General features: G+C 66.9%; 15 protein-coding genes and 1 pseudogene. 6 read left to right on the top strand and 10 right to left on the bottom strand.

Features of this window, described 5'->3' with window-relative positions:
• From AX284_RS05645 to recQ, 3 genes are all read right to left on the bottom strand, one after another.
• Positions 1-819 (bottom strand): type IV pilus assembly protein FimV (locus AX284_RS05645; RefSeq protein ID WP_160329274.1); only part of this gene is annotated, 819 nt, incomplete at its 3' end.
• A 240-nt stretch (positions 820-1,059) separates the two neighbouring features.
• The gene (locus AX284_RS05640) at positions 1,060-1,494 is read right to left on the bottom strand and encodes a MarR family transcriptional regulator (protein WP_068384005.1); all 435 of its coding nucleotides are present in this window, start codon (positions 1,492-1,494) and stop codon (positions 1,060-1,062) included.
• 73 nt (positions 1,495-1,567) lie between these two features.
• The gene (recQ, locus tag AX284_RS05635) at positions 1,568-3,706 is read right to left on the bottom strand and encodes a DNA helicase RecQ (RefSeq protein ID WP_068384003.1); all 2,139 of its coding nucleotides are present in this window, start codon (positions 3,704-3,706) and stop codon (positions 1,568-1,570) included.
• A 162-nt stretch (positions 3,707-3,868) separates the two neighbouring features.
• Between recQ and AX284_RS05630 the strand changes: the two genes are divergently transcribed.
• A complete protein-coding gene (locus AX284_RS05630) occupies positions 3,869-4,453 on the top strand; it encodes a UPF0149 family protein (RefSeq protein WP_068384001.1) in 585 nt (194 codons plus the stop codon).
• A gap of 3 nt (positions 4,454-4,456) precedes the next feature.
• Entirely contained in the window at positions 4,457-4,855 is a 399-nt protein-coding gene (locus AX284_RS05625) for a YbaN family protein (protein WP_068383999.1), read from the top strand.
• Between the two features lie 63 nt (positions 4,856-4,918).
• Here the strand turns inward: AX284_RS05625 and AX284_RS11950 are convergent, their stop codons facing one another.
• The 5 genes and pseudogenes from AX284_RS11950 to AX284_RS05610 all read right to left on the bottom strand — a co-directional run bounded on the left by AX284_RS11950 (position 4,919) and on the right by AX284_RS05610 (position 8,399).
• Entirely contained in the window at positions 4,919-5,095 is a 177-nt protein-coding gene (locus tag AX284_RS11950) for a hypothetical protein (protein ID WP_177329649.1), read from the bottom strand.
• Between the two features lie 57 nt (positions 5,096-5,152).
• On the bottom strand, positions 5,153-5,764 hold the full coding sequence (locus AX284_RS05620; RefSeq protein ID WP_068383997.1) for a tRNA-uridine aminocarboxypropyltransferase: 612 nt from the start codon (positions 5,762-5,764) through the stop codon (positions 5,153-5,155).
• 62 nt (positions 5,765-5,826) lie between these two features.
• Positions 5,827-6,924 (bottom strand): methyl-accepting chemotaxis protein, encoded by a 1,098-nt coding sequence (locus AX284_RS05615; RefSeq protein WP_442963837.1) that lies wholly within the window; start codon positions 6,922-6,924, stop codon positions 5,827-5,829.
• 138 nt (positions 6,925-7,062) lie between these two features.
• Positions 7,063-7,392: pseudogene (locus AX284_RS12270) on the bottom strand (PAS domain-containing protein); the annotation flags it as partial.
• A gap of 104 nt (positions 7,393-7,496) precedes the next feature.
• The gene (locus tag AX284_RS05610; RefSeq protein ID WP_068383993.1) at positions 7,497-8,399 is read right to left on the bottom strand and encodes a LysR family transcriptional regulator; all 903 of its coding nucleotides are present in this window, start codon (positions 8,397-8,399) and stop codon (positions 7,497-7,499) included.
• A 136-nt stretch (positions 8,400-8,535) separates the two neighbouring features.
• On the opposite strand from AX284_RS05610, the gene speB reads away from it, so the two are divergent.
• The 3 genes from speB to AX284_RS05595 all read left to right on the top strand — a co-directional run bounded on the left by speB (position 8,536) and on the right by AX284_RS05595 (position 12,571).
• Positions 8,536-9,486: an agmatinase gene (gene speB / locus AX284_RS05605; RefSeq protein ID WP_068383991.1), complete on the top strand. Its 951-nt coding sequence runs from the start codon at positions 8,536-8,538 to the stop codon at positions 9,484-9,486.
• A gap of 137 nt (positions 9,487-9,623) precedes the next feature.
• On the top strand, positions 9,624-11,129 hold the full coding sequence (locus tag AX284_RS05600) for a purine-cytosine permease family protein (RefSeq protein ID WP_068383989.1): 1,506 nt from the start codon (positions 9,624-9,626) through the stop codon (positions 11,127-11,129).
• Between the two features lie 62 nt (positions 11,130-11,191).
• A complete protein-coding gene (locus AX284_RS05595) occupies positions 11,192-12,571 on the top strand; it encodes a sodium:solute symporter (protein WP_068383987.1) in 1,380 nt (459 codons plus the stop codon).
• Between the two features lie 56 nt (positions 12,572-12,627).
• Here the strand turns inward: AX284_RS05595 and AX284_RS05590 are convergent, their stop codons facing one another.
• The gene (locus tag AX284_RS05590) at positions 12,628-13,890 is read right to left on the bottom strand and encodes a cytochrome P450 (protein ID WP_068383985.1); all 1,263 of its coding nucleotides are present in this window, start codon (positions 13,888-13,890) and stop codon (positions 12,628-12,630) included.
• 199 nt (positions 13,891-14,089) lie between these two features.
• Between AX284_RS05590 and AX284_RS05585 the strand changes: the two genes are divergently transcribed.
• The gene (locus tag AX284_RS05585; protein ID WP_017641744.1) at positions 14,090-14,743 is read left to right on the top strand and encodes a DUF2238 domain-containing protein; all 654 of its coding nucleotides are present in this window, start codon (positions 14,090-14,092) and stop codon (positions 14,741-14,743) included.
• Here the strand turns inward: AX284_RS05585 and AX284_RS05580 are convergent.
• Entirely contained in the window at positions 14,740-16,437 is a 1,698-nt protein-coding gene (locus AX284_RS05580) for a dihydroxyacetone kinase family protein (protein WP_068383983.1), read from the bottom strand. The two genes, AX284_RS05585 and AX284_RS05580, sit on opposite strands and share 4 nt — an antisense overlap.
• Between the last annotated feature and the right edge of the window lie 4 nt (positions 16,438-16,441).

Below are 16,441 nucleotides of genomic sequence, written 5' to 3'. Positions count from 1 at the left end.
GGCGGGTACCGGGCTGGGTGCGGGCGGCGTGGTCCTGGCGACTACCGGCTGCCGCGGCGCAGGTTCGCTGACACCCACGGGCAGGCGCAGGCGCTGACCGGCCTTGAGTCGTCCGGGATCATTGTTGGCGAAGGACGCCGGATTGAGGGCGAACAGATCGGCCATGAGCTGCTCGACCGATCGATTGGCCATTGGCCCCAGGCGCTTGGCGATGCTCCAGAGGGTATCCCTGGGACGCGTCTGGTAAACGCCCTCCCCAGCGGATAGGTCTGGCGAGGGCGCCAGCCCCTGGCGCGGTGCAGATACGGTTTGGCGGACCACCGGATCGGCGGCCGGGGCAGCGGCGCGAGCGGACGCCGCCTGGACGCGCGCCGGGGCGGTACTGGCGACGCTGGTGGGCGTGCCACCACTGCGCGGTGGATCCACCAGCAGGGTGAATTCGCGCAGCTGCTTGCCACCCGGCTGCTCGAGCTGAACGATGAAGCCCAGATAGGGCTCGACCAGTGAGCGGCGGGAGGTCACTTCGACATAGCTGCCCGCCGCCGTGCGCAGGTGCGGAGTGAACTTCAGATCGTCGAGGAACTGGGTACGATCCACACCGGCTTGTGCGAACGCCTCGTTCGCCGCAAGGTGGATGCGGAAGTCCCCGGCATCGGCATCGCCGAGGTTGACCAGCTCGATCCGTGCACGCAGGGGTTCGTTGAGAGCTGACTGCAGGGTGATGCCCCCCAGGCCGAGCGCGAGCGCCGCTTGAGGAAGAGTGGTCAGCGCAGCGGCCGACAGGATGACAAAGGCAAGGGGACGGCGTTTCGCGACCATGGATACCGCTGCGTCAGGTATTCGAAGAAACCGGTGTTTTAGCGCGGTGGCTCACAAAAATCGCCTCCGCCACGCTGGAACGTAGCATCGATACCGACAGACGGCAAACCGATGACCAGCAGCGCGAAAAGGACGGCTGCGGATGGGATGGAGCGCTAGCGGCGATGCCAGACGCTCCGGCCAGATCCAGTACCTGTGCTGGGTGAAGGTACCGGGACGGAGCGAGCCGCCAGACGGCGGTCAGCCGCGCTCGAGATTGGCGAGGACGCGCTGGTGCACCTGCTGGCAGATGGCGATCTCTTCATCGTCGAGACCACTGAGCAGCTCCTTGCGCAGGGCCTCGGCGATGGTCTCGATCTTCTCAATCAGCGGACCGGCTTCCTGGGTCAGCATGATGCGCTTGGCACGACGGTCCTCGGTGACCGCCAGGCGCTTGACCAGCCCCTGCTTTTCCAGGCCGTCCAGCAAGCGGGCCAGGGTCGGCCCCTCGATGCTGATGCTTTGGGCCAGTTCACGCTGGGTGGGCTGGACGCCCTTCATCCGCGCCAGGTTCAGCAACACCTGCCAGCGCGCCTGAGACAACCCCAGGTGACTCAGGCGACGGTCGAGCTCGGCGCGCCAGGCACGGGAGGCATGAAAGATCTGGCGGCCGAACAGGTGTGGATCGGTAGTCATTCAGGCTAAACCTTGTACTTGGATTTTCTCATTATTCTGGGTGTAGGCCCTGCGGAGCAACCGCCGTCCTCAGCTAGTCGGCCAACTCGGCCTGCAGGGCAGCCCGCACACAGTACAGCGCGCCACTGGCCACCCGCCCTTCGAAACGCGGGGCGATCTGGGCTACCGGCGGCAATTCGCCTTCGTCTTCGAGGAAGGCATCCTGGATTTCCGCCAGCAGCTCCTCCGGCAGGTCCAGGGCCTGCTCCAGAGCGATCTGCTGTTGGGCAATGGCTTCGGCCAATAGTGCATAGACATTCTTTTCAGAGCAATTCAGTTGGCGCGCGGCCTGCTCCGGGGTCATGCCGGCGCGTACCAGGGTCAGCACCTCGTGACGCACGTCGGCGACCGGAGTCGGCGCCGCACCACCGTCATTAAGGGCGTTGAGAAAGGCCTGGCCATAGCGCTCCAGCTTGCGGGCACCCACACCGCTGACGCGACTCATCTCGTCCAGCGAGCGCGGCTGGCTGCGCAGCATCTCCAGCAGGGTGGCGTCGGGAAAGATCACATAGGGCGGTACCGAGTGCTCTTCGGCCAGCTTGCGTCTCAGGGTGCGCAACACTTCCCACTGCTCGCGTTCGTCGGCACGTACCAGCTGGCTGGCGGCGCTGGCCGAGGAGCCGCTACTCGCGCCACGCCCGCGCTGAGGCTTGGGATCACGACGCAATTCGATGCGGACTTCGCCGCGCAGCAGGGGGCGGCAGCTTTCGGTCAGGCGCAGGCCGCCATAGCCGTCGACGTCCACCTCGGCCAGGCCACGGGCGACCAACTGGCGGAACAGGGTGCGCCACTCGTCTTCGCCGCGCGCCTTGCCCAGGCCGAACACCGCCAGGCGTTGATGGCCGAGACTGACGATCTTTTCGGTCTCGCGACCGAGCAGGATGTCGACAAGGTGCCCTACCCCGTAGCGCTGACCGCTGCGGTAGATGGCCGATAGCGCCTGGCGCGCCGGCTCGGTGGCATCCCAGGTCTCGACGGTGTCGATGCAGTTGTCGCAATGGCCACAGGGCTGCGGCAGGTGCTCGTCGAAATAGGCCAGCAACACCTGGCGCCGGCAGCGGGTTTCTTCGCACAGGGCCAGCATGGCTTCGAGCTTATGCCGCTCGATGCGCTTGTGGCGCTCGTCGCCTTCGGAGTTCTGCATCATCTGCCGCAACAGCAGTACGTCCTGCAGGCCGTAGGCCATCCAGGCGTCGGCGGGCAGGCCATCCCGCCCGGCGCGACCGGTTTCCTGGTAGTACGCCTCCAGGCTCTTGGGCAGATCGAGGTGGGCGACGAAGCGCACGTTGGGCTTGTCGATACCCATGCCGAAGGCGATGGTGGCCACCATGATCAACCCTTCCTCGTTGAGGAAACGCTTCTGGTTGGCGGCGCGGACGTCGTTGGGCAGGCCAGCGTGATAGGGCAAGGCGGGGAAGCCCTGATTGCTGAGCTGCTCGGCCACCTCCTCCACCTTCTTGCGCGACATGCAGTAGACGATGCCAGCATCACCGCGACGCTCGGCGAGAAAGGCCAGCAATTGCTTGCGCGGCGCTTCCTTGGGCACGATGCGGTAGAAGATGTTGGGGCGGTCGAAGCTGGAGAGAAAGCGCTCGGCCTCTTCCAGGTGCAGGCGACTGGCCATCTCCTCACGGGTGCGGGAATCCGCGGTGGCGGTGAGCGCCAGGCGCGGCACGTCGGGGAAGTGTTCGGCCAGTTGGCCGAGCTGCATGTATTCCGGGCGGAAGTCATGCCCCCACTGGGACACGCAGTGGGCTTCGTCGATGGCGAACAGGGCGATGGGCAGGCGCTTGAGGAAATCCAGCATGCGCGGCTGCACGAGGCGCTCGGGCGCCAGATAGAGCAGCTTGATCTCACCGCGCTCCAGCTGCGCGGCGACGGATCTCTGCTGTTCGCCAGTCATGGTGGAGTTGAGCGCGGTCGCTGACACGCCCAGTTCCAGCAGGGTGGCGACCTGGTCGTCCATCAGCGCGATCAGCGGCGAGACCACCACGGCCACGCCGGGTCGCAGGAGGGCCGGCACCTGGTAGCACAGGGACTTGCCGCCGCCCGTGGGCATCAGCACCAGCGCATCGCCACCGCTGGCCACACGCTCGATGATCCGGGCCTGGTTGCCACGGAACGCGTCGTAGCCAAAGACGTCTTTAAGGATGCGCAGCGCAGGTTCTGACATGAAGCCTCCTCGAATGGAAAGGCCATTATACGGATGCCGAGGTCGCTGCGGCGGTGCTTTTCCGTCGGCCGGCCCCGGGCCGTCAGGTTCGACGTGACCCGGGCGCTCGTCTACAATTCCGGCCGTTCTGCCCTTTCGAATCCTTTCCGAGGTAAGTAGCCGATGTCCTTCGCCGAACAATTGACCCGTCTGCGCGATTTTCTCGATGCAGACGATCTGCACGAAGAAGCGCTCGACTACGTAGCCGCCCATGGCTACCTGACCGCCCTGTCCATTTGCCCGGAAGAGGTTCCCGAACGCGAGTGGATCGATGCCCTCTTCGCCGAACCGCCGCAGTATCGCGATGCCGCCCAGCAGGAAGAGATCGAGCGCGCCCTGGTGCAGCTCAAGGCGCACATCCTGCGCGTGCTGGGCAGTGACGAAGAGCTGGACCTGCCCTGCGACCTGGATCTCGGCCCCGAGCCGGACGACTCCGAGCTGCGCGGTTGGTGCATCGGCTTCATGGAAGGCGTGTTCCTGCGCGAAGCCGTGTGGTTCGAAGACGCCGAAGACGAGGTCAGCGAGCTGCTGCTGCCGATCATGGTCGGTTCGGGCCTGTTCGATGAGCAGCCGGAATTCGCCGAGATCGCCCAGGATCGCCGCCTGGTCGCCGACATGATGGTGCAGATCCCGGAATTGCTGACCCAGCTATTCCTGCTCTGCCATTCCCCCGAAGAAAAGCCGGCGCTGCTCAAGCCGCGTCACTGAGCGATGGACGAAGCCACTCCCAGACCCCGCCAGCGCAAGGGCTGGGTCCGCTACCTGCTGCTGGGCCTCGGCTGGCTCAGCGTGGCGCTGGGCATCATCGGCGCCTTTCTGCCGCTGCTGCCCACCACGCCCTTCCTGCTGCTGGCCGCGGCCTGTTTCATGCGCAGTTCGGAGCGCTTCTACCTGTGGTTGATCAACCACAGGTGGCTGGGACCCTGGGTCAAACCCTACCTGGAAGGCGACGGCATCCCGCTCAAGGGTAAGGTCTACGCCATCGTCGCCATGTGGATCAGCGTGGGGTTTTCCTGCTGGCTGGTGCCTTATGTCTGGGCACGGGTGGCGGCCTTCACCAGCTGTGCGGCGGTAACGGTCTACCTGCTCAAGCAGAAGACCCGGCGCTAGCCGATAGGCATGAAAAAGGGCGATCAGAGATGATCGCCCTTTTTCATGGGTGACGCCGTGGCGTCAGGCGGCGCTGGCCATGGGGATTGGCGGCGCCTGATCGGGGACGGTGGGCTCGCCCGGCTCGCTGGGCTGGATGGGCGCCGGATCGGGCTGATCGGGTTCGCCACCCGCGCGGGGCAGACCAAAGGCGGCAAGGCTGGCGAATTCGTCGTGCGAATGGATCGGGAAGCGGGACATGGCGTGATTCCTCTGCTGGCTCTCTAGGTAGAGTGGTCCGACACCCGGGTAATTCCCCTAGTCACGCTGCTCCGGTCCGCCATGATTGCGTGCAAAGGTTTCCGGCCCCATGGCGGCGATCTGGCCGTCGATCAGCGCCTCGAAAGGCGCGAGCAGCGCATCGAAGCGGCGCGGCGCCTCCAGCGCATTCAGCGCCGCCACCACGGCCTCCACGGTCGATAGCGCATCCGGCGCCGGGGCCTTGCGCACCCGGTAGCGCGAAGGGGCGCCAGGCGGCAGGGTGAGCCTGGGCAACGCGGCCAATAGCGGATTAGCGTGCAGCAGCAGCCGTGCCTTGCGCCAGGTGCCGTCGGGAATCACCAGCAGCCGTTTCGACTCGATCTTAGCCGGGGGTGGCACGAGGTTCACCGTGAGCGCTTCGGGGCCGGGAAACAACAGCCAGGCATCATGATCGGCGAGCCAGAGCGGCAGGTCGGCAAAGGTCTCGCCGATCTCCAGTTGCGCATTGCTGAGCCCGAGGGCGACCAGACGTGCGGTGTTGAGGGGATGGCGCCGCTCGCTGGGATGCTGCAGCAACAGCACCCGCGTGCGACTGGCCAGCGCAGGGATCAGCGCGCACAGGCAGAGCGACAGGGGACGCTGGCAGCGCGCGCAAGCGGGACGGGACATCAGGGCTTCCAGAGCGAATCGAGGCGGCGATCATACCGGATCGCCGCCGCCCTCCCCGCGACTCAGCGATTGAAGCGGGCGGTGAGATCGTGCAGGTAGTCGGCCATGCCTTCCAGCTCGCGACTCAGTTCCGAGCCGCGGCGGGCCTGGGCGGAACTGTGGTCCGAGAGATCGGCGATGCGGCTGATCTGCCGATTGATGTCTTCGGACACGTGACTCTGCTCCTCCACCGCGGTGGCCATCTGCTGGCTCATGGCGGTGATGAGGCTGACCGATTCGCTGATGCCTTCCAGGGATTCGCGTACCGCTGCCGAATGGCGTTCGCTCTGGCGCGAGGTCTCCTCGCCGCGACTGGCGGTGGCCACGGCGCGGTCGGCATTAGCCTGCAGATTGGCGATGATCTGGTGGATCTGCTCGGTGGACTCGCGGGTACGGGAGGCCAACGAGCGGACCTCGTCGGCTACCACGGCGAAGCCGCGACCGGCTTCACCGGCGCGGGCGGCCTCGATGGCGGCGTTGAGCGCCAGCAGGTTGGTCTGTTCGGCGATGGCGGTGATGACATCGGCAACGCTGCCGATGCTCTGGGTGGAGCTGGCCAATTCGCCCACCGCCTGGCCGATGTCGCTGACCGCCGCGCCGAGTTCACGCATGGAGGTCAGGCTCTCTTCAGCCTTGTCGCGTCCGGAATGCACCATGTTCTCCGCGTTGGCGGCGGCCTGGGCGGTTTCCTGGACGTTTTGCGAGACCTCGTGGATGGTGGAGGTCATCTGGGTGATGGCGGCGGCGGATTGATCGGTCTCATGGCGCTGCTGTTCCAACAGCTCCGCCCCGGACTGGGACAGCTGCGAAGACTCGCGGGCCTTCTGGCGCACGCTGTCGCCAACGTCGGCCAGACGCGTCAAAGCGGTCTGCAGGCGCGCGGCTTCGCTGTGCAACGCGAGGTCCAGACGCGCCGGGGCGCCGATCTGGTCGCTGTAGGTCGGCGCGACCACATCACTGGAGAACATCTTGGGATGATCGGCGAGGATGCGCTCGATACTGGCGCGCTGGCGATACAGCTGGTGGGCACTGACACCCAGCAGGGCGGCGACGATAAGGGCTGCCTGAGCGGTGTCGTCCAAGATGAAGTGACCGCCCAGGATGACGGTGGCGGCCGCCACGGTCGACCAGCAGGCGGAGATGGCGCTGGTCAGGCGACGGATCCGAGGCACGGAAGCCTTGCCAACATTGATCCGGGCATAGAGCTCGCCGGCGCGGCGCACCTCGTTGGCACTGGGCAGGGAACGCACGGATTCGTAGCCGATCACCCGCCCCTGTTCCAGGATCGGCGTGACGTAGGCACTGACCCAATAGAAGTCGCCGTTCTTGCAGCGATTCTTGACGATGCCCATCCACGGCTTGCCTTCCTTGAGGGTCGCCCACATGTGGCCGAACACCGGCGGCGGCATGTCGGGATGACGCACCAGGTTGTGCGGACTGCCGATCAGCTCCTCCCGCGTATAGCCACTGATGGCGATGAACGCTTCGTTGCAGTAGGTGATGTTCCCCTGCAGGTCGGTGGTGGAGATGAGTCGTTCTTCTTCCTTGAAGGTACGGCCCTGTTGGGTGACCGGCAAATTCGTGCGCATGCGGGTGCCTTATCTAGCAGGTTATCTACTCCGTGGGACATCAACCATTTAAATGGTGGCTAATTGCCCGCACAGGTGAAAACGGTAACCCTTTGGTTATCGTCCTAGTCGCTATCGGCATGTTGCATCTGGGCTTTAAGAATGCGTTGAAAACTCTGGATAAGCGGCTCCCTTCCACGCCCTCGGCGGGTGATGAGGGAGAACGGCGCCTGATAGCCAAAGGTCGCCGGTTGCAGCGCCTTAAGGCGCCCCTGGTCGACCCAGGCATGGACATAGTGCTCCGGCAGGTAGCCGATATAGGCGCCGGAGAGGATGAGGATCAGCTGGGCCTCAATGCTTTCCACGGTGGCGGCGCTTTCCTTGAAGCCATGGCGTGCCAGCTCAGCCTGACTCCAGTAGCCGCGCCGCACCATGCGCTGGCGGGTGATCACCTCGGCGGGAATGCGCCGTTCCGGGAACAGCGGATGCCGATCGCTGCAGTAGAGCCAGTGCTGCTCGCGGTACAGCGGCTGGTAGACCACCCCGTTCATGCGCGCGGAAAAGGCACCCACCGCCAGGTCCAGCCGTCCTTCGAGCACGCCCAGCTGCAACTCGTAGGGACTGGTCACCGCCAGATGCAGGTGGACGCCGGGATAGTCGTGGGTATAGCTGCCGATCACCTGAGCCAGCGGCAGCGCCGGCTCGCTGGACAGTGAATCCAGTACGCCCAGGTTGAGGGTGCCGCTCAGTTCGCCCTTGAGGGTGGTGGCATAGCGTTCGAAGCCTTCGATCTCGCCCAGGATGCGCAGCGTCTCCTGGTGGAAAAGTTCGCCCTTGCTGGTCAGGGCGAAACCACCCCGGCCGCGATGACAGAGGGTGACCCCAAGTTGCCCTTCCAGTTGGCTCATGTAGGTGCTGATGGCCGAGGTGGACAGGTTCAGCTCCTGCTGCGCCGCGGCGAAGCCCTGGTGGCGTACCACACAGGCGAACAGCTTGAGCAGGCGGATGTCGTGGAGGGCATTGGCCATGGCAGACTCCCGGTGGACGCGGCCTGGCAGTCTAGCCATTAGTTCAGAAATCTCTGAAGTGATTTTTTGCCCGCGCCGATTCTTCGCCTGTCAGTGACTTTGCACAATCGGGTCATCAGCACAACGAGGATGACCCGTGGAAAAGATCCTGCACCAGCCGCTGGGCGGCAACGAGATGCCCCGCTTCGGCGGTATCGCCAGCATGCTGCGGCTGCCCCACCTCGCTTCCCCGGCCGGCCTCGACGCCGCCTTCATCGGCATCCCCCTGGACATCGGTACCTCGTTGCGCTCCGGCACCCGCTTCGGGCCGCGGCAGTTGCGCAGCGAATCGGTGATGATCCGTCCCTACAACATGGCCACCGGCGCGGCGCCCTTCGACTCCCTGAGCGTCGCCGATCTGGGCGACGTCGCCATCAATACCTTCAACCTGCTGGACACGGTGCGGCTGATCGAAGAGCACTACGACCGGGTGCTGGAGCACGATGTCACCCCCCTCACCCTGGGCGGCGACCACACCCTGACGCTGCCCATCCTGCGGGCCATGAAGAAGAAATACGGCAAGATCGGCCTGGTGCACGTGGATGCCCATGCCGACGTCAACGAGCACATGTTCGGCGAGAGGATCGCCCATGGCACCACGTTCCGCCGCGCAGTGGAAGAAGGCCTGCTGGACTGCGACCGGGTGGTGCAGATCGGCCTGCGGGCCCAGGGCTATGCCGCCGACGACTTCGACTGGTGCCGCGAACAGGGCTTCCGGGTGGTGCAGGCCGAGGAGTGCTGGCATCAGTCCCTGACCCCGCTGATGGCCGAGGTGCGCGAGCGGGTGGGCGGCGGGCCGGTATACCTGTCCTACGACATCGACAGCATCGATCCGGCCTGGGCGCCAGGCACCGGTACCCCGGAGATCGGCGGGCTGACCACCATCCAGGCGCTGGAAATCATCCGCGGCTGCCGCGGCCTCGATCTGGTGGGCTGCGACCTGGTGGAGGTGTCGCCGCCCTATGACACCACCGGCAATACCGCCCTGCTTGGCGCCAATCTGCTCTACGAGATGCTCTGTGTGCTGCCGGGGGTCGCCTACCGCTGACCCTCCAAGGTGCGGTGACCCGCCATGACGGTCACCCACCCGCTGTCTTTTCGCTGCCGAACACCGGCGGACCTCCTGGTCCGCCGACAACAAGAACGCAGGTCCAGCCTGCGTATAACCGTGTCGAGGCGTCATCCATGGACCATCATGACGGCATCACCCGTATCGAAACCTTCGGGGTCGAGCAGATTCCCGACCACGAACGCCATGCCACCCCCTTCGATCTCTTCCGTCTGATCTTCGGCGGTGCCAACACCTTCGCCACTGCCGTCCTGGGTAGTTTTCCGATCCTATTCGGCTTGTCGTTCCAGGCCGGGGTGCTGGCCATCGCAAGCGGGGTCCTGTGTGGGGCGCTGATCCTGGCGCCCATGGGTCTGTTCGGCGCGCTCAACGGCACCAACAACGCCGTCTCCTCGGGCGCTCACTTCGGCGTGCATGGGCGTATCGTCGGCTCCTTTCTCTCCCTGCTCACCGCCATCGCCTTCTTCTCGCTGTCGGTGTGGAGTTCCGGCGACGCCCTGATAGGCGGGGCCCAGCGCCTGATCGGATTGCCGGAGAACGCCCTGACCCTGGGCCTGGCCTACGGACTGTTCGCCATGTTGGTGCTGACGGTCTGCCTCTATGGCTTTCGCTTCATGCTGTGGGTCAACAAGATCGCCGTGATCAGTGCCAGCCTGCTGTTCCTCCTCGGCATCCCGGCCTTCGCCGGCAGCTTCGACGCCACTTACGAAGGCACCCTGCAACTGGGCCAACCGGGCTTCTGGGCCGCCTTCATCGGCGCGGCGCTGGTGGCCATGAGCAATCCGGTGTCCTTTGGCGCCTTTCTCGGCGACTGGTCGCGCTACATTCCCCAGCGGACGCCCCGCCGACGCATCCTGCTGGCGGTGATCGCGGCTCAGACCGCCACCCTGATTCCCTTCCTGTTCGGCCTGGCCACCGCCTCCCTGGTGGCGGTGCAGGCCCCCGCCTATATCGCGCAGAACAACTATGTGGGTGGCCTGCTGGCCATAAGCCCCACCTGGTACTTCCTGCCGGTGTGCCTGCTGGCGGTCATCGGTGGCCTGTCCACCGGCACCACGGCGCTCTATGGCACCGGCCTGGATCTCTCCAGCGTGCTGCCACGGTTGTTGACCCGGGTGCGGGCGACCCTGCTGATCGGCCTGGCGGCCATCGCCTTCATCTTCATCGGGCGCTTCAGCTTCAACCTGGTGCAGAGCGTCTCCACCTTCGCGGTGCTGATCGTGATCTGCACCAGCCCCTGGATGGTGATCATGATCCTGGGCCTGCTGGTACGCCGCGGTTTCTACTGCCCGGACGACCTCCAGGTGTTCACCCGTGGCGAGCGCGGTGGCCGCTACTGGTTCCACCACGGCTGGAACTGGCGCGGCATGGGCGCCTGGATTCCCAGCGCCCTGCTCGGGCTGGCCTTCGTCAACCTGCCCGGCCAGTTCGTGGGCCCCCTGGGCGCGCTGGCCGGCGGCATCGACCTGAGCCTGCCCCTGGCCCTGGGCAGCGCCGCCCTGCTCTACCTGATTTTGCTCCTGCTGTTCCCGGAACCGGTTGCCGTCTATGGCCCGGCCGGTGCACGGCGCCCCAGACGCCGACGTGCCCGCGCAACACCTCCAGGCATCCGCGCCGCCTGATCCCGAACCCTGTCATGGGGCCGGCGCGCCGGCCTTGCTCAGCCCTACAAGAGATCCCGTCAATGATCCTGGATATTTCCGTCGTCCTGGCCTATGCCCTGGCCATGTTGTTGCTCGGCTGGTACGGCATGCGCCGTGCCCGCAATCAGGAGGAATTCCTCGTCGCCGGCCGCAACCTCGGTCCGGCCTGCTACCTGGGCACCATGGCCGCCACCGTGCTGGGGGGCGCCGCCACCGTGGGCACGGTGCGGCTGGGCTACGTCCATGGCCTGTCCGGCTTCTGGCTGTGCGCCATGCTGGGCGGCGGCATCCTGGTGCTCAACCTCTTTCTCGCCAAGCCACTGCTGAAGCTGCGCATCTATACCGTGACCCAGGTGCTGGAACGACGCTACACGCCTCTGGCGCGCCAGGCCAGCGCCGCCATCATGTTCGTCTATGCGCTGATGCTCAGCGTGGTCTCGGTGCTGGCCATGGGCACGGTGATCCAGGTGCTGTTCGAGTTGCCGTTCTGGAGCGCCATTCTGCTCGGCGGCAGCGTGGTGGTGATCTATTCCAGCATCGGCGGCATGTGGTCGCTGACGCTGACCGATATCGTCCAGTTCGTCATCAAGACCGCGGGCCTGATGTTCGTGCTGCTACCCATCTGCCTGACCCGGGTCGGTGGCTGGGACGCCCTGGTGGCCAAGCTGCCGGCCAGCGCCTTCGCCCTGACCAGCATTGGCTATGACACCATCTTCACCTACTTCCTGATCTACTTCTTCGGCATCCTCATCGGCCAGGACATCTGGCAGCGGGTCTTCACCGCGCGCAGTGAAGGCGTGGCGCGAGTGGCGGGCAGCCTGGCCGGCGTCTATTGCGTACTCTATGGTCTGGTAGGTGCGCTGATCGGCATGTGCGCCCGGGTGCTGCTGCCGGATCTGGGCGATGCCAACAACGCCTTCGCCGCCATCGTCCGCAGTACCCTGCCGGACGGCATCCGCGGCCTGGTGATCGCCGCCGCCCTGGCCGCCATGATGTCCACCGCCAGTGCCGGACTGTTGGCGGCCTCTACTACCCTGACAGAGGACCTCCTGCCCCGGCTGCGTGGCGGCAAGGCCTCGACCCTGGGCATGGCACGTGGTTTCACCCTGCTGACCGGCCTGGCCGTGCTCGCCGTCGCCTTGCTGGTGAATGACGTCATCGGCGCCCTGACCCTGGCCTACAACCTGCTGGTGGGCGGCATCCTGGTGCCGTTGCTCGGTGCCATCCTCTGGCCGCGCGCGACCACGGCCGGAGCGCTGGCGAGCATGCTGCTGGGCTCGATCGCGGCCATCGTCTTCATGCTCAAGGACGGCCTGGAGGCGAATACGCCGATCTATTTCAGCCTCGGCCTGAGTCTGGTCAGCTTCGTGCTGGTGAGTCTGCTCACGGCACGTACCCAGGTGGCGCCGCGGCCTGCCTGACCGGCCGCTGCTGCTGCGCGAGCGCCATGACGAGGCGCTCCGACCCCCGGAGCAAGCTAGGCCACCGAACTGCGGATGCGCTGCACCGCCTGGACCTCGCTCAGGATCAGGCCGCTGGCGGGGCGCATCGGCATCCGCGCCAGATCGATGCGCAGATCCTGGGTTGGCACCTGGTAGGTCATGTCCTGCAGCAGCAGGCGCAGGGCGGAGGTCATGAGCGCCAGGGCGATGCCTTCGCCCGGACAGCGGTGCTGATGGGCCACATCGCCGCCGCCCTGGGGTACGAAGGCGGCGGCCGGGATCGCCTCGGCGACAAAGCGCGTGGGCTCGAACACCTCGGGACGCTCCCAGCTGCGCGGATCGCGATTGGTGCCATAGAGATCCAGCAGGACGCGGGTGCCGCGGCGGAAGGCGACGCCGTGCCATTCGAAGGTTTCCCGTACTCGCGCCACGGTGAAGGGAAAGAAGGCGTAGAAGCGTCGCACCTCCTGGGCGAAAGGCAACCGGGCGGCGGGATCGGCCCGCAACCGTTCGCGCCAGGCCGGTTGCTTGTAAAGCGCCAGGGCGGCAAAGGTGGAAAAGCGTGCTACGGCCACCGTTGGCCGCAGCACATTGAGCAGCTCCACCGCGGCCACCCGTGGCGACAACGGCTGACCATCCGGCTCCCGGTGCTGCGCGATCAGCGCCAGGGCGCTGCCAGTCGGTGCCGGCTGCTTGCGGGCCTGCTCGACCTGCCCGCCAAGCCAGCGCTCCAGCCGCCGACGTGCCCGGCGAGCGCCCAGGTTGGCCAGGCCTTGGCTGCCGGCGCCTTCGAGCAGCGCGACCAGGTCGGCACAGCGCTGCCCCTCCTCTTCCGGGGCCAGGGTGACGCCCGCCCAGTCGCAGACCGCGCGGGTATAGAGGCGATGCAATTCGTCCAGCAGGATAATCTCGCCGCGGCTCTGCCAGCTGGGCAGCCTGGCGCGCCACTCCCGTTCCACCCGGGTGATCAAGGCCTCCACCCGCGCCGGCCGGGTAATCTCAAGGAAGAGCGCCTTGCGCTGGCGGTGAGCCGCACCATCCAGGCCCTGGACGCCGCCTTCGCCGAACAGTGTCTGGCGCAGTGACCGGGGCGCGGCATCCACTCGGGTGAAACGTTCCTCACGATAGAAGAGCTCCACCGCCGCCTGGCCACGCAGACAGAGGATGGGCTGCAGGAACAGCCGGGTGGCGAAGACATCGCTATCCAGGCGATCGCAGCGATTGCTGATGAAGGCATAGCCTTCGCGCAACAGTGCCAGGCTCGAATCGAAAGCCGAGAGCGGTGGCAGGATGGACATCGAGAGCTCCAGGGGAGGGAAAGGTCCTGCCCGTGGGACCGCGGGCAAGCGGCGCCGGTGCCTCCGCTGCGCTTGCTGTTTTTGCAGCGACGCCGCGACGATATCGGGTCGCCGCATTCGAACGCTGGCGGTCGAGCGGAGGTCCACGCAGCAGGGGCCGTCGTCGCGACGCTCCGCATTCCGGACAAGGCTCTCGCGTTTGAACCCCACCCGTCGTTCCCGTCTGCAACTCCTTCTTCTGCTGACCCTGGCCGTCCTTACCCTGGCGCTCGGCTGGTCCCCCTTGGACCGTTTCACCTGGACGATCGAGCAGCTACTGGTGATCATCGCCGTGCTGGGCGTGGCCCTGGTCCAGCGACGGCTTCGGCTGTCGGCCAGCGCCAGCCTGCAACTCTTCGGCTTTCTGGTGCTGCACCAGATCGGCGCCCACTACACCTATTCCCGGGTGCCCTACGACGACGCCTGGCAGGCCCTGACCGGTTACCGGCTGACCGAGGTCCTGGATCTGCAGCGCAACCACTACGACCGGCTGGTCCACCTCGCCTATGGCCTGCTGTTGGCCCGGCCAATTCGGGAAGTGGTCCAGGGCCTGACCGGGCTGCGCGGCTGGCGGAGCGCCTATGTGGCCCTGGAATTCATCCTGGCCTCCTCAGCCGGTTACGAATTGATGGAATGGCTGGGCGCCGATCTGCTGGCGGGCGACGCCGCGGAAGCCTTCGTCGGCGCCCAGGGCGACCCCTGGGACGCGCAAAAGGACATGGCCCTGGCCTTCGTTGGCGCCCTGCTGTCGCTGGTCTGCCGCCATGGCTGGCCCGGTCGCCGCGGGACCGGCCATGGCGCTGACTCGCCCTAGCGGGCGATCACGGGTTCCAGGGCTTCCAGCCAGCAGACCACCGCCACGGCGCCGCCATCGGGAATGCCGCGGGCGCGCTCGCCCAGGTAGCTGGCGCGGCCCTGGGCCGGCAGCATCTCGGCGGTAGCCGCGGCGCCCTCGCGAGCGGCAGCGAGGGCCGTGGCAAAGGCCTGCGCCGGGCTGGCACCAGTCCGGGCACTGTCCGACAGGGCATCCGCTGCCGGTCGCAAGGCATCGAGCATGGTGCGCTGGCCCGGTTGGGCGCCGCCGAGTTCGGCAAGGGCCTGGACGCCGCCATCGAACGCTTCGGCCCATTGAGCCAGCGTGGGTCGCTCCACCCCGTCCAGCACCTGGGCGGCGCGGACCAGGGCGCAGGCGTAGAAGGGTCCGGAGCTGCCGCCGATGGCGCGGCGCAGAGCCTGCCCCATGGCTGCCAGGGCACTGGCCGGGGCGTACCAGGCGCTGGCTGGCAAGGCGCGCAGCGCTTCGGCGCCACGGGCCAGGCTGGTGCCGAGATCGCCATCCCCGGCGCGGCTGTCCAGATCGGTGAGGCGAGCTTCGTTGGCCAGCAGGCTGGCGATGATCGCATCTGCCGCCTCCTGCAGACGCTCGGCCAGGGGACCAGGGGTGCGTGGGGTTGTTTCAGCTACCGCTACAGGTGCGGGCAACAGGGTGGGTGCAGCCGGCACCTGGCCGGTGCCCGGCCAGGCGCGGGCCAGGGTCGGCGCATCGAGCAGCGCCAGGCGCGCCTCATCCACCGGTAGCAGCGACAGCGAACAGCCGGGCATGTCCAGGGCGCTGAGAAAGGTACCGGTCCAGGTGCGTTCCACCACCAGGCCCCGCTGGCGCAACTGGCTCAGCGCCGCCCGCGCCACCAGCGCGAGTTCCAGCGGCGGCGTCGCGCCCAGGCCATTGACCAGCAGCGCCAGGCGCGTCCCCCTGGCGTAGCCGCCGTCTTCGATGAGGGTATCCAGCAGCCGCGCCACGGTGGCGTCGGCGCCCAGCCAGGGGCCGCGCTCGACGCCCTGCTCGCCATGGATGCCGAGGCCCCACTCCACCTCGTCCTCCGCCAGCTGGAAGCCTGGGTGCCCCACCGCCGGTACCGTGCAGGCGCCCAGGGCGACACCCATGCTGCGTAGGTCGGCACTCGCAGCGCGGGCCAGGCTGGCCACCTCCGCCAGCAACTGTCCGGCCGCGGCCGCCGCGCCGGCAAGCTTGTGGATCAGCACAGTGCCGGCGATGCCGCGGCGCCGCTCCGGAGCCACGGTATGGCGCAGGGCGGCGTCGTCCGCCACCAGCACCGTCTCGACCGGAATGCCTTCGCTGCGCGCCAGTTCCGCGGCCAGGCCGAAGTTGAGACGATCACCGGTGTAGTTCTTGACCACCAGCAGCGCCCCGGCGGGACCGGCGACCGCCCGGATCGCGGCCAATACGGCATCCACGCTGGGCGAGGTAAAGACGTCACCAGCCACCGCGGCGGTCAGCATTCCTTCCCCGACGTAGCCGGCATGGGCTGGCTCGTGGCCGCTGCCACCGCCGGAAATCACCGCCACCGGGCGTTCGGCGGCAGCGGCCAAGGGCTGGCGCAGGATGACCTGTTCCTCGGCCAGCAGGGCCAGGCCGGGATCCAGGCTGACGAGACCTTCGAGCAGTTCACGAACCACCGCGGTGGGGCTATTGATCAGCTTCTTCATCGGG

This window comes from Pseudomonas sp. HUK17 (assembly GCF_001566765.1).
This window is presented reverse-complemented; position numbering and strand designations above follow the sequence as displayed.

Excerpts from the sequence above, each read along its gene's own strand:
- AX284_RS05640 (WP_068384005.1), bottom strand. The coding sequence starts at position 1,494 with ATGACTACCGATCCACACCTGTTCGGCCGCCAGATCTTTCATGCCTCC.
- recQ (WP_068384003.1), bottom strand. The coding sequence starts at position 3,706 with ATGTCAGAACCTGCGCTGCGCATCCTTAAAGACGTCTTTGGCTACGAC.
- AX284_RS05630 (WP_068384001.1), top strand. The coding sequence starts at position 3,869 with ATGTCCTTCGCCGAACAATTGACCCGTCTGCGCGATTTTCTCGATGCA.
- AX284_RS05625 (WP_068383999.1), top strand. The coding sequence starts at position 4,457 with ATGGACGAAGCCACTCCCAGACCCCGCCAGCGCAAGGGCTGGGTCCGC.
- AX284_RS11950 (WP_177329649.1), bottom strand. The coding sequence starts at position 5,095 with ATGTCCCGCTTCCCGATCCATTCGCACGACGAATTCGCCAGCCTTGCC.
- AX284_RS05620 (WP_068383997.1), bottom strand. The coding sequence starts at position 5,764 with ATGTCCCGTCCCGCTTGCGCGCGCTGCCAGCGTCCCCTGTCGCTCTGC.
- AX284_RS05610 (WP_068383993.1), bottom strand. The coding sequence starts at position 8,399 with ATGGCCAATGCCCTCCACGACATCCGCCTGCTCAAGCTGTTCGCCTGT.
- AX284_RS05600 (WP_068383989.1), top strand. The coding sequence starts at position 9,624 with ATGGACCATCATGACGGCATCACCCGTATCGAAACCTTCGGGGTCGAG.
- AX284_RS05595 (WP_068383987.1), top strand. The coding sequence starts at position 11,192 with ATGATCCTGGATATTTCCGTCGTCCTGGCCTATGCCCTGGCCATGTTG.
- AX284_RS05590 (WP_068383985.1), bottom strand. The coding sequence starts at position 13,890 with ATGTCCATCCTGCCACCGCTCTCGGCTTTCGATTCGAGCCTGGCACTG.
- AX284_RS05580 (WP_068383983.1), bottom strand. The coding sequence starts at position 16,437 with ATGAAGAAGCTGATCAATAGCCCCACCGCGGTGGTTCGTGAACTGCTC.